Consider the following 23965-nt stretch of genomic DNA (forward strand, 5'->3'; position numbering starts at 1 on the left):
CCGAAAGGGGACGAGCATGCATCGCACTCCTCCCAACCCCGCCGGTCCGCACCGGCACCCCCGCCGGGCGCGTCGCGCCGGTGGACCCCGTGACTTCGACTGGGACCTCGGTCCCGGCCGCGGCCGTCCCGGACCGCGCGGTCCGCGTCGAGGCCGCAAGGGGGGCGACGTCCGCGCCGCCGCCCTGCTCCTGCTCGACGAGGCGCCCGCCCACGGGTACCACCTGATCCAGCAGATCGCCGCCCGCAGCGAGGGCGCGTGGTCGCCCAGCCCCGGGTCCATCTACCCGGTCCTGCAGCAGCTCGAGGACGAGGGCTTCATCGACTTCGAGCGGGTCGACGGTCGCAAGACCGCCACCCTCACCGACGCCGGCAAGGCCTACGTCGAGGAGCACCGCGAGACCCTCGGCGAGCCGTGGGACCCCGAGCAGCTGCGCCGCGGCGGCGACGCCGAGTCCGGCGCGCTGATCACCTCGGTCAAGACGCTCAACGCCGCCACGCGGCAGGTCATGACCGTCGGCAGCCTGGCCCAGCAGGCCAAGGCCGCCGAGATCGTCAACGAGGCCCGGCGTCAGCTGTACGGCCTGCTCGCGGACGATGACGCCTGACGGACGCCTGAGGCTGCCCGAGTCGGAGCTGGGCTGGCGATTCAGCCGCTCCTCCGGCCCGGGCGGCCAGCACGTCAACACCACCGAGACCCGCGTCGAGGTCCTCTGGTCCCCCGCGGACAGCACCGTGCTGACGCCCGACCAGCGCGACCGCGTGACTGCGCGTCTGCGCAACCGCCTCGTCGACGGCCGGATCTCGGTGGTGTCGTCGACCCACCGCTCCCAGCTGCGCAACCGCGAGGACGCACTGCGCCGGCTCGAGGAGCTGGTCGCCGACGCGCTGCGCCCCGCCAAGCGCCGCCGCGCGACCCGTCCCACCCGGGGATCGGTCGAGCGCCGGCTCGACGCGAAGAAGCGCCGCAGCCAGCTCAAGCGCGACCGCCGCGACTGGTGATCCCATCCGCCGGTGATGACCCCGGGCGGTCCCCCGGCCGATAGCCTGCGGCCATGGACTGGGGCACGATCATCTCGCTGGCGGCCGTGGTCGCCGTGGTCTCGATCAACATCGCGGCCCTGGGCATCATCCCGGAGAACCGCCGTCCCCAGACCGCGATGGCGTGGCTCATCCTCATCGTCTTCGCGCCGTTCCTGGGGATCCTGGCGTTCCTGTTCTTCGGCAGCGCGCGCATCGGCCACCAGCGCCACCGCCAGCTCACCGCCGCCAACGAGGTGATCGCCCGCGAGACGCAGGTGCTCGCCTCCGACGTGCCCGCCGGCGCCCCGGACTACCTCGACGGCATCGTGCGGCTCAACCACCGGCTCGCGCTGATGCCGCTCACCGAGGGCAACCACGTCACCCTGCTCCCGGAGTACCAGGAGTCGATCGACGAGATGATCGCCGCGATCGACACGGCGCAGCGCCACGTGCACGTGGAGTTCTACATCATGGCGCTCGACGACATGACCCGTCCGTTCTTCGACGCCCTCGACCGTGCCACCGCGCGCGGCGTCACGGTGCGCCTGCTGTTCGACCACCTCGGCACGCGCGGCATCCCCGGCTACCAGGACCTCAAGGCACGGCTCGCCGCCTCCGACATCGAGTGGCACCTCATGATGCCGCTGCTGCCCTGGAAGCGGCGCTTCCGGCGGCCCGACCTGCGCAACCACCGCAAGCTCCTCGTGGTCGACGACGTCGTCGGCTTCACCGGCTCGCTCAACCTGACGCACCCGTCGTACAACAAGCCCAAGAACCTCGCAGTCGGTCGGGAGTGGGTCGAGCTGTGGATGCGGCTCGAGGGGCCCGTGGTCGCCACGATCGACGCGCTGTTCGCGGCGGACTGGGCGCTGGAGACCGAGGAGGTCCTCCAGGTCTCGATGCAGCAGGTCGACCAGGTGCCGCACTCAGAGCGCGACGTCGTGGGCGTCAGCGCCCAGCTGGTGCCGAGCGGCCCGGGTTTCGAGGCCGAGAACAACCTGCGCCTGTTCACGTCGCTGATCTACAGCGCGCGGCATCGGATCAGCCTCACCAGCCCGTACTTCGTGCCCGACGAGACCCTGCTCTACGCGGTCACGACGGCCGCCCAGCGCGGGATCGACATCGAGCTGTTCGTCAGCGAGCAGGCCGACCAGTTCATGGTCGGCCACGCGCAGGCCTCCTACTACCGCGAGCTGCTCGAGGCCGGCGTGCGCATCTGGCTCTACCCCAAGCCCTTCGTCCTGCACGCGAAGCACTTCAGCATCGACGAGGACGTGGCCGTCGTGGGCACGAGCAACATGGACATGCGCTCGTTCGCGCTCAACTACGAGATGAGCCTGCTGGTCGCCGACCCCGGGGTGGTCCGGCGGATCCGCGTCGTCGAGGACGACTACCGCGCGAAGTCACGCGAGCTGCTGCTCGACGAGTGGCTGGAGCGCCCCGCGCGCACGCGCTTCGTCGACAACGCGATGCGCCTCACCGCGACGCTGCAGTGAGCGGTCAGGGACGCCCGAAGACCTGCACGGTGTAGGTGCGGCCGTCGGCCTTCGCCACGCCCGTGGCCAGGCGGGTGTACCCGCGGCTGAGCATGTTCCGCCGGTGACCCGGCGACTTCAGCCACGCCCGCACGTTGGCCTTCGGCGACGTGAAGCCGGTGGCGACGTTCTCGCCGACGCGGCTCATCCTGCACTTCTTGAGCACGACACCGAGGTTCTGGTGGAACATCCGGCGCTCCGCGGCCATGCGCTTCGCCTGACGGTGGGCGTACCGGTTGAGGCACGAGTGGTGCTTCAGCTTCTTGATGTCACGGAAGGCCCGAGACGTGTTCGTCTGCTGGAACAGCTTCCGGTCGAACGTCGTGTTGGACATCGCCGACGCCTGCGGTGCCGTCGGGACGACGAGCAGGGCGAGAGCGGTCAGGAACGCTGCGATGACGTGACGCATGCCTTCCAGTGTTGCGAGGGTGATCCCAGGGATCAAGCGCCGGAGTAGCCGTTGAGCAGGGCGAAGAACACCAGGAGGGCGGCTCCCGCGGCCAGCAGTCCGCCCAGCGCGCCCAGGCCCGCGAGGCGTCCCCGGTCGTGCGGACGCGACGACAGACCCGGGATCAGCGACCACAGCAGGGCGCCGACCACCACCATCACGACGACGAAGAGCGGCAGGATCAGGTCCTCGTTCGTTTCGTCGAGCACCGCCGCCGTCGAGGGGAACAGGCCCAGCGCGAGCAGCAGCAGGATGCCGCCGACGGCGAAGCGCCGATAGCCCCGGCGCTCGGGGGGCGAGTACTGCTCCTTGTCCTCCATGCCCCGAACCTACTGCGACGTCCGGGTGCACCGCACCCGCACGCGACACGCGCCCTGCGGGTGACCGCACGGTGGGGCAGGATCGAAGGACAGTGAAGGAGGCACCATGACCACGAGCCCTGACGAACCCCTGCCTGACTCCCCGCTGCCGGAGGTCGACCCCGACCTCGAGCCCGCGGCCGAGCCCGCCGACGCCGCCGACCAGCGCCGCGAGGTCTGGCAGAACGAGGACGACGCCCTCGTACCCGACGCCGAGCGCATCGTCCCGATCGACGAGGACGCCGACGACTGAGCCCGGCTAGACCACGCCGGTCGTGCCGAGCAGCTGGCCGATCGCGTAGGTCAGCGCGAGAGCGAGCGCGCCGCCGATCACGAGGCGCCCGGCGGCACGTACCTTGCGCCCGCCGCCGATGCTGGCCGAGATCGTGCCCGTGAGGGCGAGGGCGACGAGCACCGCCACGAACGTGACCGCCACGCGCCAGTCGGCGGTCGTGAGCAGCATCGCGAGCAGCGGCAGCAGCCCGCCCACCGTGAAGGCGGCCGCCGAGGAGAACGCCGCGTGCCACGGGCTGACCAGGTCGTCCTGGTCGAGCCCGAGCTCCACCTCGAGGTGGGCGGCGAGCGCATCGTGCTCGGTCATCTCCTTCGCCGCCGTGAGGGCGGTGGGAGCGCTGATCCCCCGGTCCTGCAGCATCTGCGCGAGCTCGTCGAGCTCCCCCTCGGGGTCCTCGCGCAGCTCGTCCTTCTCGATCGCGATGAGGTTGCGCTCGGAGTCGCGCTGACTGCTGACCGAGACGTACTCGCCGAGCGCCATCGAGATCGCGCCGCCGACGAGAGCGGCCGTGCCGGCGGTCGCGATCGCGCTCGCGTCGTTCGTCGCGCCGGCCACGCCGACGACGAGGGAGGCGACCGAGACGATGCCGTCGTTGGCTCCGAGCACTCCGGCCCGGAGCCAGTTCAGCTTCTGCGACGTGACCGCTGCGTGCGGCTCTTCGACGACCATGCTCGAAGGCTAGGCCACGCCCCGGGCGGTGAGGACAGGCTCACAGCCGCACGGACAGCAGCGCGAGAAGCCACGCCATCGCGGTCAGCAGCGCCAGCGTCAGCTCGACCAGGATCGAGATGCCGGTGGCGCGCATCGCGTGGCCCGTGGCCTTCCGCGCCGCGACGGGGTCGCCCAGGCGCTGCAGCTCGGCGAGGTAGGTGCCGCCGATGAAGCCGATGAACAGGCCCACGAACGGGATGACGAAGAACCCGATCACGCCCAGGACCGCGCCGAACAGCAGGCTGCGGTTGGGCACCCCGCGTCGCTTGAGGTAGCGCCCCGCGATGAGGTACTTCAGCACGACCCCGCCCACGGTCAGCGCGGCGGCGAGGACCGCGACGGTCCAGCCGGCCGTGCCGCCGGTGATCGCGCCCCACGTGAAGACCGCGATGCCGACGACGAGGCCGCCGGGGATGACCTGGACGATCGCGCCGACGAGGCCGACGAGGATCGCCAGCGCGACCAGCAGGTCGAGGACCACACTGCTCACGAGAAGGCGCTGATCCCGGTCTCGGCCCGCCCGATGATGAGCTTCTGGATCTGGCTCGTGCCCTCGTACAGGGTCATGACGCGGGCGTCGCGCATGTACTTCTGGACCGGGTACTCGTCGACGTAGCCGTAACCGCCGAACGCCTGGATCGCGAGGTTGGCGGCCTTCACCGCGGCCTCGGACGCGAACAGCTTGGCCTTGGACGCCTCGACGCTGAACGTCTCGCCGCGATCGATGAGGTCGGCCGCGCGCCACGTGAGCAGCCGGGCGGCGTCGGCGTCGACCGACATCTCGGCGATCATGTCCTGCACCAGCTGGTAGCTCGCGATCGGCTTGCCGAACTGCTCGCGCGAGGTGCTGTACTCGACGGTCGCGTCCAGACAGCCCTGGACGATGCCGACGCAGCTGGCGGCGATGCCCACACGGCCCTTGTCGAGCGTGGTCATCGCGATCCGGAAGCCGCGGCCCTCCTCGCCGAGGAGGGCGTCGGCGGGCACGCGCACGTCGGTGAACGAGAGCGCCGCCGTGGCCTGGCCGCGCAGGCCGAGCTTGCCCGTGACCTCGGTGGCCTCGAAGCCCGGCGTGTCGGTGGGGACGAGGAACGCCGAGACACCCCGCGCGCCGGGACCGCCGGTGCGCGCGAAGACGAGTGCGACGTCCGCCCACGTGCCGTTCGTGATGAAGATCTTCGAGCCGTTGATGACCCACTCGTCGCCCTCGCGCACGGCGCGGGTGGTGAGGTTGCCGGCGTCCGACCCGTGGTCGGGCTCGGTGAGGCCGAAGCAGCCGAGCAGCTTGCCCGAGGCGATCCCGGGCAGCCAGCGCTGCTTCTGCTCCTCGGTGCCGAACTTCAGGACGGACTTGCCGAACAGGCCCGTGGACACCGACACGATGCCGCGGATCGCCGAGTCGGCGCGGCCGAGCTCCTCCATCGCCAGCACGTAGGTGACGTAGTCGCCGCCGATGCCGCCGTACTCCTCGGGGATGGTGAGGCCGAGGAATCCGAGCTGTCCGAGCTTGGGGATGATCGCGGTGTCGACCGACTCGACGCGGTCCCACTCGGCGCGGAACGGCACGACCTCCTTGTCCAGGAACTCGCGCGCGAGCGCGCGGAAGCTGCGTTGGTCCTCGTTCAGGCTCAGATCCATGCCCCGATCCTGCCATCGACCTACGATGCAGAGCATGACCCTGCCCGTGGCACGCACCCCCGATCCTCGCGACGCCCCCGCCCTGCGCTGGGGCATCCTCGGCGCGGGCGGCATCGCGGCGACGATGACCACGGCGCTGCAGGAGGGGACCCGGCAGCAGGTCGTCGCGGCGGGCTCGCGCGACCTCGGCCGGGCTCGCGCGTTCGCGGGGCGCTTCGGCATCGGGCGCGCCCACGGCTCGTACGAGGACCTCGTCGCCGATCCCGAGGTCGACGCCGTCTACGTCGCCTCGCCCCACTCGGAGCACCACGACCACGCGCTGCTCGCGATCGCGGCAGGCAAGCACGTGCTGGTGGAGAAGGCGTTCACCCGGAACGCGGCCGAGGCGGACGCCGTGCTCGAGGCCGCGGACGACGCGGGCGTCACGTGCATCGAGGCGATGTGGTCGCGGTTCCTGCCCGGCTACGACGTCGTGCGGCAGGCCGTCCTCGACGGCCTCGTCGGTGACGTGCGACTGGTCCAAGCCGACCACGGCCAGCTGCTCTACCCCGACGGGCCCGAGCGGCTCGCCGACCCGGCACTGGCCGGCGGCGCCCTGCTGGACCTCGGCGTCTACCCGATCCACCTGGCCGCGATGCTGCTGCCGGACGTCGTCGAGGTGACCGCCACCGGCACGCTGACGCCGCTCGGGGTGGACGAGCAGGAGAACGTGACCCTGCGCGACGCCTCGGGCGCCCTCGCCGCGCTCAGCGCCACGATGTCGGCCACCTCGCCCACGGTGGCCACCGTGGCGGGCACCAAGGCCCGGCTCGATCTCCAGGGGCCGTTCTTCCAGCCGTCCACGATCCGGCTGGTGGACCCCAACGACCGCACGCTCGACGTGTGGGAGCCGCCGACGCGCGACGCGCTGCTGGGGCTGCGGTACGAGGCCGCCGAGCTCGCCCGGTGCGTGGCCGACGGGACCCCGGAGTCTCCGCTCCTGCCGTGGTCCGAGACCCGCCGCGTCATGGCGCTGATGGATGAGATCCGGTCGCAGCTGGGCGTGGTGCTGCCGGGCGAGTGAGGTCCGACCGGCGACGGCTGCGCCGCCTCCGCCGCTCGCCCGTCTACCGTGGAGTCACATGCGTTCCGACCGATCCCGCCGCCGCGCCGCCCCCGCGCTCGTCGCCGTGGCGATCGTCGTCGGCCTCCTGCTCGTGGCACGGCCGCTCAGTGCGGTCGACGCGCTGGTCGTGGTCGTGGTCGGCCTGCTGGCGGTTCTGGGTGCACACGAGCTGCTCACGGGCTCCCGCCTGCGCGACCGGCTGATCGGCGCGGGGGTGCTCGTCGCGTCCGTGGTGCTGGCGCTCGAGCCGCACTGGACCGTGCGCGTGCTGGTCGTGGTGTTCGCGGTCGTCCTGCTGGGCGAGGGGCTCGCGCGGGTCCGGCGGCGTCGCACCCGCTCCGAGCTGGCCACCGGCGCCGGCCTGGCGATCCTCGGCGTGCTGGCGCTGGCCTGGCCGGACGTCACGGTCTTCGTCATCGGGCTCGTGCTCGGCCTGCGACTCCTCCTGTTCGGGTTCCCGCGACTGGGGGCACGGGTGCCGCCGCCCGTCACCGCGACGTTCGTGCTCGCGCTGGCCGTCTCACTGGCCGCCTACACGGTCGTCGTCACGGCGATCGCGCCGCGGCCCGACGCGTTCTACGTGGCGCCCGACGACACGCCCCGCTCCCCCGGCCTGCTGCTGCGCGCCGAGCCCTTCGTCACCGACGTGCCCGACGGGGCCCGCGCCTGGCGCATCCTCTACAGCACCACGCGCGCGGGCGACGAGCCCACGGTGGCGAGCGCGCTCGTCGCCGTCCCGCGCGAGCGCCTGCAGGACCGACCGCCGGTGATCGCGTGGGCGCACGGGACGACGGGGTTCGACCGTCGGTGCGCGCCGAGCCTGCGTCGGTCCCGCACGATCGGCGCCGGCGGGATCGAGGCCGTGCACGCGGCGCTCGACGAGGGCTGGGCCGTCGTCGCGCCCGACTACCCGGGGCTCGGCACCCGCGGGGTGCAGCCGTACCTCGTCGGGTCGGGCGAGGCGCGGTCGGTGCTCGACGCGGTGCGCGCGGCACGGCGGCTGCCACAGCTGTCGCTGTCGAACGAGACGGTCGTCTGGGGTCACTCGCAGGGTGGGCACGCGGCCCTGTGGACCGCGATGACGCAGCCGGGCTACGCCCCCGACGTGCCGCTCGCGGGCGTCGCCGCGATGTCGCCGGTCAGCAACCCGACCACGTTCCTGCGCGACCTCGGCCGGCGCCCGGTGGGCACGATCTTCGTCGCCTACGCGCTGGCGGCGTACAGCGGGACGTACCCCGACGTGGAGCCCGGCGACCACGTGCGCGCCAGCGCGCGGCTGCCGCTCGAGCGGATCGCCGACCGCTGCCTGCGCTCGCCGACCTCGGAGATCTCGCTCGCGCAGGCGCGGGTGATGGCCGACCGGTTCGTCTCGAACTCGCTGTACGAGGGCGCGCTCGGGCGGCGGCTCAGCGAGAACGACGCCACGGGCGCCATGGAGGCGCCCGTGCTGATCGCGCAGGGCGAGAGCGACCGCGTGGTCACGCTCGGCCTGCAGGACGCGTACGTGCGCGAGCGGTGCGCGGCCGGCCAGTCGCTCGACTACCGCACCTACCCCGGCCGCGGCCACGGCGACCTCCTGCGCGAGGGCTCCCCCTTCGTCGAGGAGCTCCTCGCCTGGACCACCGACCGCTTCGCCGATCAGCCCACCACGACCACCTGCTGACCTCCGCGCCTCCGGCGCGCCAGATGTGTAGCACTGTCCACCCTTTTTCGGCCGATCAGACCGGAAAAAGGTGGAGACCGCTACACATCTCGGTCGCCGGAGGCGACGGAGCCGGTCTGGACGCGCCAGAGGGCGGCGTAGGCGCCGTGGCTCGCGACGAGCTCGTCGTGGGTGCCGGCCTCGACGATGCGGCCGGCGTCGAGGACCCAGATGCGGTGCGCGTGGCGGACCGTGGAGAGGCGGTGCGCCACCATGATCGCGGTGCGGTCGCGGGTGGCGGTCTGGAGCGAGACCTGGATCGCGGCCTCGGTCTCGTTGTCCACGGCGCTGGTCGCCTCGTCGAGGATCAGCACGGCGGGGTCGCGCAGCAGCGCGCGGGCCAGGGCCAGACGCTGGCGCTGGCCGCCCGAGAGCGTGACGCCACGCTCCCCCACCCACGTGTCGTAGCCGTCGGGCAGCGCCTCGATGAACGCGTCGGCGGCGGCCTGCCGAGCGGCCTCAGCGACCGCCTCGTGATCGGCACCGGGACGCCCGTATGCGATGTTCTCCGCGATCGTGCCGGCGAACAGGAACACGTCCTGCGAGACGTAGCCGATCGAGCCGCGCAGCGACTCCCACTCCAGCTCGCGCAGGTCGCGGCCGTCGAGGCTCACCTCACCCGAGCGGGGGTCGTCGAAGCGCAGCATGAGGCGCAGCAGTGAGGACTTGCCGGCGCCCGTGGGTCCGACGATCGCGTGCGTCTCGCCGGCGGGGACGACGAGGTCGATGCCGTGCAGGACGTCCGGCCCGTCGGCGTAGCCCGCGCGGACGCCCGACAGCTCGAGCCGGCCGGCCACCGGCGACGGCAGCGCGACCGTGCCCGCGGGCACCTCGATCGGCTCGTCGAGCAGCGCCAGGATGCGCGCCGTCGAGGCGCGACCGCGCTGGTAGAGGTCGAGCATCTCGGCGATCTCGGTGAGCGGCCACAGCAGCCGCTGGGTCATGAACACGAGCACCGAGTACAGGCCCACCTCGAGCTCGCCGTTCAACGTGGCCCAGCCACCGAACAGCAGCGTGCACGTGAAGCCGACGAGGATCGCCATCCGCACGAGCGGCACGAACGCGGCCGACGAGCGGATCGCGTCGACGTTGGCCTGGCGGTAGTCCGCCGAGGCCCGCTCGACACGGTCGCGCTCGCGATCCTCCGCGGTGAACGCCTTGATCGTGGTGATGCCGCCGAGGTTCGCCGCGACGAGGCCCGACAGGTCGGCCACCCGCTCGCGCACCGCGGCGTAGAGCGGCTCGAGGCGTCGCTGGAACCACAACGAGCCGAACACGATGAGCGGGATCGGCAGGAACGCCAGGACCAGCAGCTCCCACGACGCCACGGCGAACACCGCGCCGACGAGCAGGATGTTGAGGGCGGTCTGCAGCAGCGCCGGCGCGCCGATGTCGAGGAACCGCTCGAGCTGGTTCACGTCGTCGTTGATCGTGGCGAGCGTGGTGCCCTGCGGCCGGCCCTCGTGCCAGTGCACGTCGAGGCGCTGCGCGTGGTCGTACGCCTCCACCCGCAGGTCGTGCTCGACCGACTGCGCGAGCCCGCGCCAGGTGACCGCCGCGAAGTACTGCGAGGCCGACTCGACGATCCACACCAGCGCGTTGATCGCCGCGAGCCAGCCGAGCTGGGCGAACCGCGACTCCACGCCGAGCACGTCGGCGACGAACGAGCCCTGACCGCGCACCACCACGTCGACGGCGGCGCCGATCAGCAGCTCGGGGACGACGTCGGCCACCTTGTTGACCGTGGACAGCACCACCGCGAGCACGAGCCGCTTGCGGTAGCGGCCGTAGCGTCGCCACAGCTCCTCCAGGGGTGCGCGGTCGGCGCGGTCGGACATGCGGTCTCCTCGGTCGGTGGGGTCGGGTCTCAGGCGTGGGGCGCCGAGAACCGGGGCAGGTGCCAGTGCCAGTGGATGGCACCGACGCGGATGAGCAGGACGACCGCCCCGGCGGACAGCGCGGCGGCGCCGGTGGGCACCGTGGTCTGGCGCAGGACGACGTAGAGGGCGGCGCCGGCGACGGACGCCAAGGCGTAGATCTCGCCCACCAGGACGAGCGGCTTGCGGCGCACCAGCACGTCGCGGATGACGCCGCCGCCGGTGCCCGTGATGACGCCGAAGACGACGGCGACCCACGGCCGGACGTCCTCGGCCAGCGCGATCGACGCGCCCGTGACGGTGAACGAGGCCAGGCCCACGGCATCGGCGTAGAGCACGATGCGCCACGAGTCGACCTTCGACTGCGGGTGCCGCGATGCCACGGCGATCACCACGAGAGAGGTGACGGCGGCGACGATCAGCAGGCCGGGCGCGGTGACCCACCAGACCGGCTCGATGCCGAGCAGGAGGTCGCGCAGCGTGCCGCCGCCGACCGCGACGACCACGGCCAGCACGACGACGCCGAGCCAGTCCATCCCGGCCCGGACGGCCGCGTACCCGCCGGAGACCGCGAACGCGACGATCCCGACGACCTCGGCGGCCGCGAAGAGATCCTCGTTCACGGATTCCACCGTAGGGGGCCGTCCTGCCAGTAGCGTGCGCAGCATGGCCCGGACCCCCTCCTCGACCGACCACGCCTCCCGCGTCCTCGCGGCGCGCTGGCCGGCGCTGGCTGCCTTCGCCCTGCTGGTCATGACCACCCAGGTCCTGTGGCTGACGTTCGCCGCGGTGACCCCGCAGACCGCCACGCACCTGGGCGTCTCCGAGGGCGCCGTCGGCGACCTCGCCGTCGTCAACGCGGCGATGTTCGTGCTGCTGGCGATCCCGACCGGACGCTGGATGGACCGGTCCTACGAGCGGGCGCTGGCCGCCGGTGCGCTGTTCACCGCCGTCGGCGCGATCGTGCGCGCGCTCGACCCATCCTCCTACGCGGTCATCCTGACGGGCCAGGTGATCATGTCGGTCGGCCAACCCCTGGTCCTCAACGCGCTGACGAAGGTGGCCGCGCGCCACTTCCCCGACCGCGAGCAGACCACGGCGATCTCGGTGGCCGCGGGCGCGCAGTACGCCGGCATCCTCGTCGCGGTGCTGACTTCGGCCTGGCTCGTGGACGCCGGCGGATTCCGACTGCTGCTGGTCTCGCACGCCGTTCTCGCGGTGGTGGCCGCGGCCGCGGTGCTGCTCAGCCTGCGCCTGCCGGCCCACGCGGTCGACGTCCTGGGCCGCGCGAGGCTCGGCGAGCTGCGCCGCGACCCGCTCGTGTGGAAGATGGCGGGCCTGCTGTTCCTCGGCTTCGGCATCTACAACGGCATCGCCACGTGGCTGGACTCGATCCTCGTGGACTTCGGCCACCCGGGCCTGGCCGGACCCGTGATCGCGACCATGACGCTGGCGGGCATCGCCGGCGCGGCCGTGCTGCCGGGGCTCGCGGCGGCTCGCGACGCCCGCCGCACCGTGGCGCTCGGCGCCACCGCCACCCTCGCGGTGGTCATGGTGGCGCTCGCGGCCACGCAGCCGGTCTGGCTCGTGTACCTCGGCCTCGCGCTCGTCGGCTTCATGCTGATGGGCACCCTGCCCGTGGTGCTGGACTGGTCCGAGCTCCACGTCGGGCCCACCCGCGCGGGCACGGTCACCGGCATGCTGCTGCTGGCCGGCAACCTCGGCGCCGTGCTCGTGGTGCTGACGGTGCAGCTGGCCATCGGCGACCCGACCGCGGCACTCGTCGTGATGGCGGCCTGGGCCGTGCCGGGCTTCGTGGTGGCGTGGCTGCTGCCGCGACGCCAGGGGGCCCGGGGTCGCGCCTAGGCCGCGGCCCTCTCGATCCGCACCACCACGGCCTTCGACACCGGGGTGTTGGACTCGCGCGCCGTGGAGTCGAGCGGGACGAGCACGTTGGCCTCGGGGAAGTACGCCGCGGCGCACCCGCGCGCGGTCGGGTAGGCCACGGCCCGGAAGCCGCGCAGCACGCGGTCGGGCTGGCCCGGCCACTCGCTGTAGACGTCGATCACGTCGCCGTCCGCGATGCCGCGCTCGGCGAGGTCGTCGGGGTGCACGAACACGACGTCGCGGCCCGACTTGATACCGCGGTAGCGGTCGTTGCGGCTGTAGATCGTGGTGTTGAACTGGTCGTGCGCCCGGACGGTCTGCAGCAGCAGACGCCCCGGCTCGAGCTCGATCGGCTCGAACCGGTTGGCGGTGAACCGCGCCTTCCCCGTGGCGGTCTCGAAGGTGCGGGAGTCGCGGGGGCCGTGCGGGAGGACGAACCCCTCCTCGCTCGCGACCTTGCGCTCGTAGTCCTCGCAGCCGGGGACGACGCGGCTGATGTGGTGGCGGATCGTGCCGTAGTCGGCCTCGAACGCGGCCCAGTCGATCGGCTGCCGGTCGGCCAGCGTGGCGCGGGCGAGCCGGCTGATGATCGCGACCTCCGACAGGAGGGTGTCGGCGACGGGGTCCACCTTGCCCCGCGAGGCGTGGACGGCGCACACCGTGTCCTCGACGGTGATGAACTGGTCCCCCGAGGCCTGCCGGTCGATCTCGGTGCGGCCCAGCGTGGGCAGGATCAGCGCGGCGTCGCCCGTGACGCCGTGCGAGCGGTTGAGCTTGGTGGAGACCTGCACGGTCATCGCGGTGCCGCGCAGCGCCGCCTCCGCGGACGCGGTGTCGGAGATCGCCGAGACGAAGTTGCCGCCCAGGGCCATCCAGAAGCGCACGTCGCCGCGCTGCATCGCGCGCACCGAGTCGACCGAGTCCAGGCCGTGACGGCGCGGCGGCTCGAAGCCGAACTCCGCGGCGAGCGCGTCCATGAAGCTGTCGGGCATCTTCTCCCAGATGCCCATCGTGCGGTCGCCCTGCACGTTGCTGTGGCCGCGGATCGGGGAGGCGCCCGCGCCGGGCCGGCCCATGTGCCCGCGCAGCAGCAGGAGGTTGACGATCTCCTTGATCGTCGCGACGGCCTGCGTGTGCTGGGTGAGCCCCATCGCCCACGTGACGATCACCTTGTCGGCGGCGAGGTAGCGGCGGGCGAGCTCGTCGATCTCGGTCGAGGTCAGACCGGTCGCACGCAGCACCGCCTGCTCGTCGAGGTCGGCCACGCTCGCGCGCAGCTCGTCGAGGCCCGACGTGTGCTGCTCGATGAACGCATGGTCGAGCACGGTGCCGGGCGCGGCGTCCTCGGCGGCCAGGACCCGCTGGATGACCGCCTGCAGCAGCGGGCCGTCGCCGCCGAGGCGGATCTGGCAGAACTGGTCGGCCATCTTCGTGCCCTTGCCGATCACGCCGCGTGCGTTCTGCGGGTTCTTGAACCGGATCAGCCCGGCCTCGGGCAGCGGGTTGATCGCGATGATCGACGCGCCGGCCCGCTTCGCCCGCTCGAGGGCCGAGAGCATGCGCGGATGGTTCGTGCCCGGGTTCTGACCCATGATGATGATCAGGTCGGCCTGCGGGATGTCCTCGTAGGTCACGGTGGACTTGCCCACGCCGATCGTCTCCACGAGCGCCGAGCCGGTGGACTCGTGGCACATGTTCGAGCAGTCGGGCAGGTTGTTCGTGCCGAACGCCCGCACGAAGAGCTGGTAGACGAAGGCGGCCTCGTTCGACGCACGGCCGGAGGTGTAGAACGACGCCTGATCGGGGTGGTCGAGGCCGTTCAGCGTCTCCGCGGCGAGCCGGAACGCCTCGTCCCAGGACACGGGCCGGTAGTGGTCCTCCCCCGGCGCCTTGTAGACCGGCTCGGTGAGCCGCCCCTGCTGGCCGAGCCAGTACTCGCTCTTGCCGGCGAGGTCGTCCACGGAGTGCTCGGCCCAGAACTCGCGCGACACCGTCAGCGGGGTCGCCTCCCACGTCACGGCCTTCGCGCCGTTCTCGCAGAACTCCGCCGAGTGCCGCCGGCCCGGGTCGGGCCAGGCGCAGCTCATGCAGTCGAAGCCGTCCTTCTGGTTGATCGACGTGAGCAGTCGCGCCGTGCGCGCCACGCCCATCGCGCTCAAGGCGGGACGCATCGCGTGCAGCACGCCCGGGAGGCCCGCGGCCCAGTCCTTGAGGCCGGTCACCTCGATGCCGTCGTCGTTCGGGTCCTCCACCAGCGGCTTGCGTGTCATCAGGCCTCCACCCGATCGGGACGTGAGTAGACGACCATCGACGACCCGCGCAGGAAGCCGACCACGGTCAGGCCGGCCTCCTCGCCGAGCTCGACCGCCAAGGACGAGGGAGCCGAGATCGCCGCGAGCAGCGGGGCGCCCGCCATCGACGCCTTCTGCACGAGCTCGAAGCCCGCGCGCCCCGAGACCAGCAGGACGCAGCCGGCCAGTGGCAGCTTCTCGTGCTCGAGCGCCCAGCCGACGACCTTGTCGACGGCGTTGTGGCGCCCGACGTCCTCGCGGACCACGAGCGGCTCCCCGGTGCGGCCGTCGAAGAGTCCCGCGGCGTGCAGTCCCCCGGTCTGGTCGAACACCGACTGGACGTCGCGCATGCGGTCGGGCAGGGCCGTCAGCAGCTCGGCCGGGACCGTCAGCGGGTCGGGCCCGACCTCGAAGGCGGACTTCGTGGTGACGGCGTCGATGCTGGTCTTGCCGCAGACGCCGCACGAGGAGGACGTGTAGCCGTGGCGCTCGAGGGCGAGGTGGTCGAGGTGGGCGCTGGCGTCGACCTGGACGTCCAGGACGTTGTACGTGTTGACGCCCTCGTCCGTGGCGCCGGCGCAGTAGCGCGCGGTGCGGATCTGCTCGCGCCGCGTGATGACGCCCTCGGAGACGAGGTAGCCCAGCGCCAGCTCGACGTCGTGGCCCGGCGTGCGCATGGTGACCGCGAGCGCGCGGCCGTCCACCCGGATCTCGAGTGGCTCCTCGCCGGTCAGCCGGTCCTCGCGGACGCGCGAGCGGCCGGCCTCGACCACGGTGACGCGACGGCGGACGGCGGGCTTGGTCATACGGCCACCGTATGCGAGATCGGCGGACCGGGCCGGGCGATGGGAGGCGGAGTCGGTACCCCCGCCTCGGGGGGTGTGCAGGGGCACCGACTCACGACAGACACAGCTCGGCTGGGGGACCGAGCGCTTTCCCTCCCGGCAGTCTCGAGTGGTGTGAGCTCGAGGCGCCGCGAGCCAAAAGTACCGGACTGGTACACAAGCGCGCCCGAAAATCGCACAATTTGTTCAGTCCCTGCACAAAGCCTGCAACGGCGGGGGAAAACGCACCTCAGACCGGGCGGAGGAGGCTGGTCTGGATCGAGACGACCGGCGGCACGATCGCGGACAGCCGCAGCCGGCGACGCGGTGGGGTCCGCCGGATCTCGCGGGCGACGAGCTCCTCCGCGGCGCCGATGGCGCCGACGACCTCGAGCTCGGTGGGCACGCGCACGTCGGCACCGGACGCCGCGGCGAGCTCGGCCACGCGCGCGAGGCTGCGGGCGTGGCGTTCCACCACGACATCGCGCTGGCGGCGCAAACGCTCCCCCGCGGCGTGGATCTCCACGACGAAGCTGCGCGCGAACGTCGGTCGCGCCTCGAGGCAGGCCGCGAGGCCCCGCACGCCGAGCTCGATCCGCTGCTCCCAGGCCGCGTCGTCGAGGGTCACGCCCTGGTCGCGGATGAACTGGACCAGCTGCTCGCTGATGGTCTCGTGGGCCGCGGCGAAGGCCTCCTCCTTGTCGGAGAAGCACCGGTAGAAGGTCGTGCGCGAGACGCGCGCCCGTCGGGTGATGCCCGTGACGGTGGCGCCGGCGAACCCCGCGTGCGCCACCTCGTCGGACACGGCCTGCAGGATGCGGCCGCGCTGCGAGGCGGCGACCTCGGACTCGGGGAGGGCCGCGCGCCCCCGCGGGAGTTCGAGCCGCTCCGGCAGCAGGCTCAGGGCGTCTTCGGGCACCCGGCACACATTATCCGCAGGAATCCCGGGGTGTCTCGGACTTTTCCCGCGACTGGACGCGGCCGACGACGCAGAAATGTTGCTCCGCAGGGCTTCGCACGCAACGTTTCCGGGCTGAGCACGCAAGAAATTTCCGTTGTTTGCACCCTGACCCCTGCGTAGCGTTGACTTCATGAGTTCCGTCCCCTTCCTCGACGTGGCCAACACCGTGCGCTGGGTCCGCTCGCGCGGCGCCGAGGCCGTCATCGCCGGCATGACCGACGCCGTCGAGGCCGACTTCCGCCGCTGGCCGTCGTTCGACAAGACCCCGCGCGTGGCCGCGCACTCGTCCGAGGGCGTCATCGAGCTGATGCCCACGAGCGACGGCGTCGCGTACGGCTTCAAGTACGTCAACGGGCACCCCTCGAACCCCTCGTACGGCCTCCAGACCGTCACCGCGTTCGGCGTCCTGGCCGAGGTCTCCTCCGGCTACCCGACGTTCGTGGCCGAGATGACCGTCCTGACGGCGCTGCGCACCGCCGCCACCTCGGCGATGGCGGCCCGCCACCTCGCCCGTCCGGACTCTCGCGTCATGGCGATGATCGGCACCGGCTCCCAGGCCGAGTTCCAGGCGCTCGGCATGCGTGCGGCGCTGGGCATCACGTCACTGCGCGTCTGGGACGTCGACCCCGCCGCGATGGAGAAGTTCGTCCGCAACGCCGAGCCGCTCGGCTTCGAGGTCCACGTCGCGTCCAGCGCGGCCGACGCCGTGCGCGGCGCCGACGTCATCACGACCTGCACCGCCGACAAGCAGCGCGCCCTCGTCCTCACCGACGACATGGTGGCGCCCGGCGTGCACGTCAACGCGATCGGCGGCGACTGCCCCGGCAAGACCGAGCTCGACCCGGCGATCCTGCACCGCGCGGACGTCTTCGTGGAGTTCGAGCCGCAGACCCGCATCGAGGGCGAGATCCAGGCCGTCGCGGCCGACCATCCCGTCACCGAGCTCTGGCAGGTCGTCACCGGGCAGGCGACGGGTCGCCGCGACGCCGACGCCGTCACGGTCTTCGACTCGGTGGGCTTCGCGGTGGAGGACTTCGCGGCGCTGCGGTACGCGCACGAGTCCGTCGCCGGCACCGACCTCGTGGGGTGGCTCGACCTCATCGCCGACCCCGCCGACCCGAAGGACCTGTTCGGCCTCGTCGCCGGCGCGGACGTCCTCTCGGCCGCCCACTGATCCACCGATCGCGAAGAAGTCCGGCGTCGCTCTTGACGCCGGACTCTCCTCGGCATAACGTGCAACCAAATGGTTGTAGATACTCAGAACGAGCTGACCGACGCCGAGGTCGACCGCATCTTCCACGCCCTCGCCGACTCCACTCGACGCGACATCGTCCGCCGCACCCTCGTGGGCGAGGCGTCGGTGTCCCGTCTGGCCGACTCGTACGACATGTCGTTCGCCGCCGTGCAGAAGCACGTGGCCGTGCTGGAAGGGGCCGGACTGGTGACCAAGCACCGACAGGGCCGCGAACGACTGGTCCGGGGCAATCCGCACACGATTGCCCGGGCCCAACAGCTGCTCGACGAGTTCGAGCTCATCTGGCGCTCGCGCGTGGAGCGCCTCGACGCCCTCCTGGCCGAGGACGAACCCGATCCCTCCTGAAAGGCACGACCATGCCCATCACCTCCGTGTCCAAGGACACCGACGACCTCACGATGACCGTCGTCGCCGACTTCCCCGTGCCGGTGCGCCGGCTGTGGGACGCCTACGCCGACCCCCGCCAGCTCGAGCGCTTCTGGGGGCCCGTCGAGTGGCCCGCGACGTTCAGCCGGCACGACATGACGCCGGGCGGAGAGTCGCACTACGTCATGACCGGCCCGGACGGCGACCAGAGCGCCGGCTATTGGAAGTTCCGCTCGGTCGACGAGGGGAAGGGCTTCGAGGTCGAGGACGGCTTCTGCACCGACCCGGGCGTGCCGAACCCCGACATGCCGTCCATGCGGATGACCTTCGCGTTCGAGGAGACCGGCGAGGGCTCCCGCGTCACGACCACGACGTGGTTCGCCTCCCTGAAGGACCTCGAGGAGCTCATCGCCCAGGGCATGGAGGAGGGCATGACCTCCGCCATGAGCCAGATGGACGCCGTCGTGGCCGACCTGAGCTCGTTCGCCGCCTCCGTGGGCACCGAGAGCCAGCTGCTCGACGACACCCACGTGCGGATCACCCGCATCATCCGCGGCACGGTCGAGCAGGTGTGGCGCGCCCACACCGAGCCCGAGCTGCTGCGGCGCTGGCAGCTCGGGCCCGAGGGCTGGACGATGCCGGTGTGCGAGGTCGCCACGAACGTCGGCGACACCTACCGCTACGAGTGGGAGCAGGAGGGCGGCGAGAACCGCTTCGGCTTCACCGGCGAGCTGCTCGAGGTGAGCCCGCCCGTCCGTTCGGTCACCACCGAGCGGATGATCGGCATGGAGGGCGAGGGCACGATCAACGAGCTGACCCTCACCCCCGTCGAGGAGGGCACGCTCATGTCGCTCTACGTCACCTACCCGAGCCGTGAGCTGCGTGACCAGATCCTGGCGACGGGCATGACCGACGGCATGGAGACCAGCTACGCCCGGCTCGAGCGCGAGGTGCTCGCCCCGGCGTGAGCCATCGCCTCATCGCAGCCGCAGGCTCACCACCGCGGCTGCGATGAAGCGGTCACGCCCCTCGGGGCGGATGCGGCCCTCGACGAGGCGTGCGGGAACGGACAGGGACGGGCGGACCCGGCGGCGCCGGGTGGGCTTCGACTGGAGCATGGTCCTGATCGAACAACCTCAACTAAGGTTCAGGTCAATGACTGTCCTCCTGACCCCGTCCCAGGTCGCCGAGCGAGCCGGCGTCGCGGTGTCCGCCCTGCACTTCTACGAGCGCGAGGGGCTCATCACGTCCACGCGGACGGCGGGCAACCAGCGCCGCTACACACGCGACGTGCTGCGGCGCATCGCGTTCATCCGCACGTCGCAGCGCGTCGGGATCTCCCTGGCCGAGATCCGCGAGGCGCTCGCGTCCCTGCCGACCGACCACGCCCCGTCCAAGGCCGACTGGTCGCGGCTCTCGCGGCGCTGGCGCCGTTCGCTGGACGAGCGGATCGCCCGGCTCGAGCGGCTGCGCGACGACCTCGACGGCTGCATCGGCTGCGGCTGCCTGTCGCTCAGGACGTGCCGGCTGCGAAACCCCGACGACGCCCTCGCCTCCGACGGCGCCGGCCCTCGACTCCTCGACCCCGACTGACGCTCAGCCGGGGCTCAGACGTTGCGGCGGTACTGGCCGCCGACCTCGAAGAAGGCCTCGGTGACCTGCTGGAGCGAGCAGACCCGCGCGGCGTCCATCAGGACGGCGAAGACGTTCTCGTGGCTGGCGGCGGCCTCCTTGAGCCGTTCAAGGGCGGCCTCGGCCTCGCCGCGGTGCGCCTGCTGGAACGCGCGCAGGCGGCGCAGCTGCGACTCCTTCTCGCCCTCGGACGCCCGCGCGAGCGCGAGCTTCTGCGGCACCTCGTCGCCGTGCGGGTTCTTGAACGTGTTGACACCGACGATCGGCAGCGAGCCGTCGTGCTTGCGGTGCTCGTAGAGCATCGACTCGTCCTGGATGCGCCCGCGCTGGTAGCCGGTCTCCATCGCGCCGAGCACGCCGCCACGCTCGCTGATGGCCTCGAACTCGCGCAGCACGGCCTCCTCGACGAGCTCGGTGAGCTCCTCGATGACGAAGGACCCCTGCAGCGGGTTCTCGTTGGCGGCCAGCCCCCACTCGCGGTTGATGATGAGCTGGATCGCGAGCGCCCGGCGCACCGACTCCTCCGACGGCGTCGTGACGGCCTCGTCGAAGGCGTTGGTGTGCAGGCTGTTGGCGTTGTCGTAGATCGCGATGAGCGCCTGCAGCGTGGTGCGGATGTCGTTGAAGTCCATCTCCTGCGCGTGCAGGGACCGGCCCGATGTCTGCACGTGGTACTTCAGCTTCTGGCTGCGCTCCCCCGCGCCGTACTTCTCCTTCATCGCGATCGCCCAGATCCGGCGGGCGACCCGGCCGAGGACCGAGTACTCGGGGTCCATGCCGTTGCTGAAGAAGAAGGACAGGTTGGGGGCGAAGTCGTCGATCGCCATGCCGCGGGCGAGGTAGGACTCCACGTACGTGAACCCGTTCGCGAGCGTGAACGCCAGCTGGCTGATGGGGTTCGCCCCGGCCTCGGCGATGTGATAGCCCGAGATCGACACGGAGTAGAAGTTCCGGACGCCGTGCTCGATGAACCACTCCTGGATGTCGGCCATCATGCGCAGGCTGAACTCGGTGGAGAACAGGCACGTGTTCTGGCCCTGGTCCTCCTTGAGGATGTCGGCCTGCACCGTGCCGCGCACCTGCCGCAGCGCCTCGGCGGCGTCGACGCCCTTCTCGGCGGCCTGGTCGATCACGGCGTTGAGGAAGAACGCCAGCACCGTGGGCGCCGGGCCGTTGATCGTCATCGACACCGAGGTCGACGGATCGAGAAGGTCGAAGCCGTCGTACAGGACCTTCATGTCGTCCAGGGTCGCGACGGAGACGCCCGACGTGCCGACCTTGCCGTAGATGTCGGGGCGCAGGTCGGGGTCTCGGCCGTAGAGGGTCACCGAGTCGAAGGCCGTGGACAGCCGCGTGGCGGGCTGGCCCTCGCTGAGCAGCTTGAAGCGGCGGTTCGTGCGGAACGGGTCGCCCTCGCCGGCGAACATGCGGGCGGGGTCCTCGTTGTCGCGCTTGAAGGTGAACACGCCCGCCGTGAACGGGAAGAAGCCGGGCAGGTTCTCACGCCGCCAGAAGCGGACGAGGTCGCCGTGCGAGCGGTACCGCGGCAGGCTCACCCGGCGCAACCGGTTGCCCGAGAGCGTCTCGCGCACGAGCGAGAACCGCAGCTCACGGTCACGCACCCTCACGACCTGCTCGTCGCCGGAGTACGCCTCCACGACGGCAGGCCAGGCGTCGAGGGACTCGCGCACCGGGGCCGGGAGCTCGTCCTGGGCGCGGCGCGCGGCCTCGGCCAGACCCGGTTCGTCGGGCAGCTCGGCCGCCGCCGCGGCGAGGTGCTGCGCCCGGTCGGCCGCGTCGGCCCAGCGCTCGGTCTCGTCGTGGAAGTCGCGCACGGTCTCGGCGATCTCCGCCAGGTACCGCACCCGCTGGGGCGGCACGAGGTGGTGCTCGTCGCTGGAGTGCCGCACCGACACCTCCGGCAGGACGCCCGGCTCGATGCCCAGCACCGACCGCAGCTCCTGGTAGAGCGCCGTCACGCCGTCGTCGTTGAAGTGCGCCGCCGACGTGCCGAACACCGGCATGTCCGACGGCTGCTGCCCGAACGCCTCGCGGTTGCGCACCAGCTGGCGACCCACGTCGCGCAGCGCGTCCTTCGCGCCGCGGCGCTCGAACTTGTTGATCGCCACCACGTCGGCGAAGTCGAGCATGTCGATCTTCTCCAGCTGACTGGCGGCGCCGAACTCCGGCGTCATGACGTACAGCGAGGCGTCGACGTACGGCAGGATGCCGGCGTCGCCCTGGCCGATGCCGGGCGTCTCGACGATCACCAGGTCGTTGCCCGCCGCCTTCAGCACGGCGATGACGTCGGTGAGGTGGTCGGGCACCTCGTGGCTGCCGCGCGTCGCGAGCGACCGGAACGACACCGGCCCGCCGATCGCGTTCATCCGGATGCGGTCGCCCAGCAGCGCGCCGCCGCCCTTGCGTCGCGTGGGGTCGATGGCCACGACCGCCACCCGCAGCTTGTCGCCGTGGTCGAGACGCAGCCGGCGCACCAGCTCGTCGGTCAGCGAGCTCTTGCCCGACCCGCCGGTGCCGGTGATGCCGAGGACGCGCGCGGTCGAGCGGCCGGCGCCGGTCGTGATCGCCGCGGTGAGGTCGGGACCGAGGCGCCCGGACTCGGCGGCTGTCAGGGCCCGCGCGACCGAGGCGCGGTCACCCGCCAGCACGGCGTCCGCCGCGGGCAGTCCCGCCTCGACGAGGTCGACGTCGCAGGCCTCGACGAGGGTGTTGATCATCGCCGCCAGGCCGAGCCGCTGGCCGTCCTGCGGGCTGAAGATCGTCACGCCGGCGCTGCGCAGGCGGGCGATCTCGTCCGGCACGATGACGCCGCCGCCCCCGCCGAAGACCCGCACGTGGCGGGCGCCGCGCTCGGCCAGCAGCTGCACGAGGTACTCGAAGTACTCCACGTGACCGCCCTGGTAGGAGCTCACGGCGACGCCCTGGACGTCCTCCTCCACGGCGGCGTCCACGATCTCGGCGACCGAGCGGTTGTGACCGAGGTGGATCACCTCGGCGCCCTGCGACTGCAGGATCCGTCGCATGATGTTGATGCTCGCGTCGTGCCCGTCGAACAGGCTCGAGGCGGTGACGAAACGCACTGGATTCACGGGGACGTGCATGGCGACCTCATCAATTACTAGGATGTCCTAGCAATATACTCGGACGTCCGAGCATTGACCATGGGTCAGCGCCGCGCGATGCGGTGAATGGTGAAGGAGAGGACGAGGTCAGTGCCCCCGCGATCGGGGGGTGAGCGGGGGCACCGACCTGTCGGACGGGGTTCGGTCGGGGGAGACGAACCACACCGTCATGGGCAAAAGTACACCGCGGGTACAACTGTCCCGCCACCACCACGAGCGTGTCGGGACGTGGCCTGCGTCACGGTCGGTGCATGACGGCCGTGACGATCTCCCGGATCGGCGGGGCGACGGCGGCGAGGTCGAGGTCCTCGTCGTGTCGCTGGCTGCGCACCCGCCGCGCGACGAGCTCGTCGAACGCGCCGATCAGGGCGCGGAGGACGTCGTGCTCGGGCAGCCGGATCGTGGGGTCGTCGGCCGACGACACCTTCGCCAGCTCGTGCAGGATCTGCACGTGCCGTTCGAGCATCTCCTCGCGCTGGCGTGCCAGCCGCTCCCCCGCCGCGAGGATCTCGACGAAGAAGCAGACGGTGAACGACCGCGCGGTCTCCAGCACGTGGAGGTAGCTGGCGAGCACCGTGGCGATGCGCTCGTCGAACTCGAGGTCGGGCCGGGTGAGCGCCGGCTCCCACACCCGCGTGAGGGCCAGGTCGCTGGCGTGCCAGTGCGCGGCGGCGAAGGCCTCCTCCTTGTCGGCGAAGGCGTCGTAGAACGAGGAGCGCGAGACGTGGGCCCGCTTCGTGATCGCGGCGACGGTGGCGGCGGCGTAGCCCGACTCGGCGACCTCGTCGAGCGCGGCCTGCATGATGCGGCCCCGGCGGGAGGCCTCCACGTCGGACTTCGACAGGGCCGATCGGCCGCGGGGCAGGTCGAGGCGATCGGGCAGCAGGCTGAGCAGACCGTCGTCCTCCATTCCC

General features: G+C 71.8%; 24 protein-coding genes. 11 read left to right on the top strand and 13 right to left on the bottom strand.

The window, feature by feature from the left end:
* The first annotated feature begins 16 nt into the window (after positions 1–16).
* The 3 genes from BJ975_RS10425 to cls are packed head-to-tail and all read left to right on the top strand — an operon-like array spanning position 17 to position 2518.
* Positions 17–607, top strand: coding sequence for a PadR family transcriptional regulator (locus BJ975_RS10425; RefSeq protein ID WP_179425624.1), 591 nt, complete (start codon positions 17–19; stop codon positions 605–607).
* On the top strand, positions 597–1001 hold the full coding sequence (arfB, locus tag BJ975_RS10430) for an alternative ribosome rescue aminoacyl-tRNA hydrolase ArfB (RefSeq protein ID WP_179425626.1): 405 nt from the start codon (positions 597–599) through the stop codon (positions 999–1001). The genes BJ975_RS10425 and arfB overlap by 11 nt, the downstream gene beginning before the upstream one ends.
* A 53-nt stretch (positions 1002–1054) precedes the next feature.
* On the top strand, positions 1055–2518 hold the full coding sequence (gene cls, locus BJ975_RS10435) for a cardiolipin synthase (RefSeq protein ID WP_179425628.1): 1464 nt from the start codon (positions 1055–1057) through the stop codon (positions 2516–2518).
* A gap of 4 nt (positions 2519–2522) precedes the next feature.
* Here the strand turns inward: cls and BJ975_RS10440 are convergent, their stop codons facing one another.
* Together BJ975_RS10440 and BJ975_RS10445 are read right to left on the bottom strand one after the other, a co-directional pair.
* On the bottom strand, positions 2523–2966 hold the full coding sequence (locus tag BJ975_RS10440) for a CAP domain-containing protein (protein WP_179425630.1): 444 nt from the start codon (positions 2964–2966) through the stop codon (positions 2523–2525).
* A gap of 32 nt (positions 2967–2998) precedes the next feature.
* On the bottom strand, positions 2999–3325 hold the full coding sequence (locus BJ975_RS10445; RefSeq protein WP_179425632.1) for a hypothetical protein: 327 nt from the start codon (positions 3323–3325) through the stop codon (positions 2999–3001).
* A 106-nt stretch (positions 3326–3431) separates the two neighbouring features.
* On the opposite strand from BJ975_RS10445, the gene BJ975_RS10450 reads away from it, so the two are divergent.
* Positions 3432–3617: a hypothetical protein gene (locus tag BJ975_RS10450; protein ID WP_179425634.1), complete on the top strand. Its 186-nt coding sequence runs from the start codon at positions 3432–3434 to the stop codon at positions 3615–3617.
* 6 nt (positions 3618–3623) lie between these two features.
* Here the strand turns inward: BJ975_RS10450 and BJ975_RS10455 are convergent, their stop codons facing one another.
* Genes BJ975_RS10455 through BJ975_RS10465 form a run of 3 tightly spaced genes read right to left on the bottom strand, consistent with a single transcriptional unit; the run spans position 3624 to position 6008 of the window.
* Positions 3624–4328, bottom strand: coding sequence for a VIT1/CCC1 transporter family protein (locus tag BJ975_RS10455; protein WP_179425635.1), 705 nt, complete (start codon positions 4326–4328; stop codon positions 3624–3626).
* Between the two features lie 40 nt (positions 4329–4368).
* The gene (locus BJ975_RS10460; protein WP_218845835.1) at positions 4369–4860 is read right to left on the bottom strand and encodes a DUF456 domain-containing protein; all 492 of its coding nucleotides are present in this window, start codon (positions 4858–4860) and stop codon (positions 4369–4371) included.
* On the bottom strand, positions 4857–6008 hold the full coding sequence (locus tag BJ975_RS10465; protein ID WP_179425637.1) for an acyl-CoA dehydrogenase family protein: 1152 nt from the start codon (positions 6006–6008) through the stop codon (positions 4857–4859). The genes BJ975_RS10460 and BJ975_RS10465 overlap by 4 nt, the downstream gene beginning before the upstream one ends.
* A gap of 34 nt (positions 6009–6042) precedes the next feature.
* Here BJ975_RS10465 and BJ975_RS10470 point away from each other — a divergent pair, with 34 nt between their 5' ends.
* Together BJ975_RS10470 and BJ975_RS10475 are read left to right on the top strand one after the other, a co-directional pair.
* Positions 6043–7071: a Gfo/Idh/MocA family protein gene (locus BJ975_RS10470; protein WP_179425639.1), complete on the top strand. Its 1029-nt coding sequence runs from the start codon at positions 6043–6045 to the stop codon at positions 7069–7071.
* Between the two features lie 58 nt (positions 7072–7129).
* Positions 7130–8776: a lipase family protein gene (locus tag BJ975_RS10475; protein ID WP_179425641.1), complete on the top strand. Its 1647-nt coding sequence runs from the start codon at positions 7130–7132 to the stop codon at positions 8774–8776.
* An 80-nt stretch (positions 8777–8856) separates the two neighbouring features.
* Here the strand turns inward: BJ975_RS10475 and BJ975_RS10480 are convergent, their stop codons facing one another.
* Both BJ975_RS10480 and BJ975_RS10485 read right to left on the bottom strand, forming a co-directional pair.
* Positions 8857–10653 (bottom strand): ABC transporter ATP-binding protein, encoded by a 1797-nt coding sequence (locus BJ975_RS10480; protein WP_179425643.1) that lies wholly within the window; start codon positions 10651–10653, stop codon positions 8857–8859.
* A gap of 29 nt (positions 10654–10682) precedes the next feature.
* Positions 10683–11315: a trimeric intracellular cation channel family protein gene (locus BJ975_RS10485; RefSeq protein WP_179425645.1), complete on the bottom strand. Its 633-nt coding sequence runs from the start codon at positions 11313–11315 to the stop codon at positions 10683–10685.
* A 43-nt stretch (positions 11316–11358) separates the two neighbouring features.
* Here BJ975_RS10485 and BJ975_RS10490 point away from each other — a divergent pair, with 43 nt between their 5' ends.
* Complete coding sequence (locus BJ975_RS10490) at positions 11359–12558, top strand: MFS transporter (protein ID WP_179425647.1); 1200 nt, start codon at positions 11359–11361, stop codon at positions 12556–12558.
* Here BJ975_RS10490 and BJ975_RS10495 read toward each other — a convergent pair.
* From BJ975_RS10495 to BJ975_RS10505, 3 genes are all read right to left on the bottom strand, one after another.
* On the bottom strand, positions 12555–14849 hold the full coding sequence (locus BJ975_RS10495; protein WP_179425649.1) for an FdhF/YdeP family oxidoreductase: 2295 nt from the start codon (positions 14847–14849) through the stop codon (positions 12555–12557). The genes BJ975_RS10490 and BJ975_RS10495 overlap by 4 nt on opposite strands.
* Positions 14849–15676, bottom strand: coding sequence for a formate dehydrogenase accessory sulfurtransferase FdhD (fdhD, locus tag BJ975_RS10500; protein ID WP_179425651.1), 828 nt, complete (start codon positions 15674–15676; stop codon positions 14849–14851). Before fdhD ends, BJ975_RS10495 begins: the two co-directional genes overlap by 1 nt.
* Before the next feature lie 268 nt (positions 15677–15944).
* Positions 15945–16613, bottom strand: a complete 669-nt coding sequence (locus BJ975_RS10505; RefSeq protein WP_179425653.1) for a TetR/AcrR family transcriptional regulator — start codon at positions 16611–16613, stop codon at positions 15945–15947.
* Positions 16614–16785: 172 nt separating this feature from the next.
* On the opposite strand from BJ975_RS10505, the gene BJ975_RS10510 reads away from it, so the two are divergent.
* From BJ975_RS10510 to BJ975_RS10520, 3 genes are all read left to right on the top strand, one after another.
* Complete coding sequence (locus BJ975_RS10510; RefSeq protein WP_179425655.1) at positions 16786–17829, top strand: ornithine cyclodeaminase; 1044 nt, start codon at positions 16786–16788, stop codon at positions 17827–17829.
* A gap of 69 nt (positions 17830–17898) precedes the next feature.
* The gene (locus tag BJ975_RS10515) at positions 17899–18255 is read left to right on the top strand and encodes an ArsR/SmtB family transcription factor (RefSeq protein ID WP_179425657.1); all 357 of its coding nucleotides are present in this window, start codon (positions 17899–17901) and stop codon (positions 18253–18255) included.
* A gap of 11 nt (positions 18256–18266) precedes the next feature.
* Positions 18267–19244 carry an SRPBCC family protein gene (locus BJ975_RS10520; protein ID WP_179425659.1) on the top strand — a complete coding sequence of 326 codons (978 nt, stop codon included), beginning with the start codon at positions 18267–18269 and terminating at the stop codon, positions 19242–19244.
* A 9-nt stretch (positions 19245–19253) separates the two neighbouring features.
* On the opposite strand, the gene BJ975_RS10525 is transcribed toward BJ975_RS10520, so the two are convergent.
* Positions 19254–19394: a hypothetical protein gene (locus BJ975_RS10525; RefSeq protein WP_179425661.1), complete on the bottom strand. Its 141-nt coding sequence runs from the start codon at positions 19392–19394 to the stop codon at positions 19254–19256.
* 37 nt (positions 19395–19431) lie between these two features.
* Here BJ975_RS10525 and soxR point away from each other — a divergent pair, with 37 nt between their 5' ends.
* Positions 19432–19869, top strand: a complete 438-nt coding sequence (gene soxR, locus BJ975_RS10530; RefSeq protein WP_179425663.1) for a redox-sensitive transcriptional activator SoxR — start codon at positions 19432–19434, stop codon at positions 19867–19869.
* 14 nt (positions 19870–19883) lie between these two features.
* Here soxR and icmF read toward each other — a convergent pair whose 3' ends face one another.
* Both icmF and BJ975_RS10540 read right to left on the bottom strand, forming a co-directional pair.
* Positions 19884–23030, bottom strand: a complete 3147-nt coding sequence (icmF, locus tag BJ975_RS10535) for a fused isobutyryl-CoA mutase/GTPase IcmF (RefSeq protein ID WP_179425665.1) — start codon at positions 23028–23030, stop codon at positions 19884–19886.
* 259 nt (positions 23031–23289) lie between these two features.
* The gene (locus BJ975_RS10540) at positions 23290–23961 is read right to left on the bottom strand and encodes a TetR/AcrR family transcriptional regulator (RefSeq protein WP_179425667.1); all 672 of its coding nucleotides are present in this window, start codon (positions 23959–23961) and stop codon (positions 23290–23292) included.
* Positions 23962–23965: the final 4 nt, after the last annotated feature.

Source organism: Aeromicrobium tamlense (assembly GCF_013408555.1).
GTDB classification, from domain to species: Bacteria; Actinomycetota; Actinomycetes; order Propionibacteriales; family Nocardioidaceae; genus Aeromicrobium; species Aeromicrobium tamlense.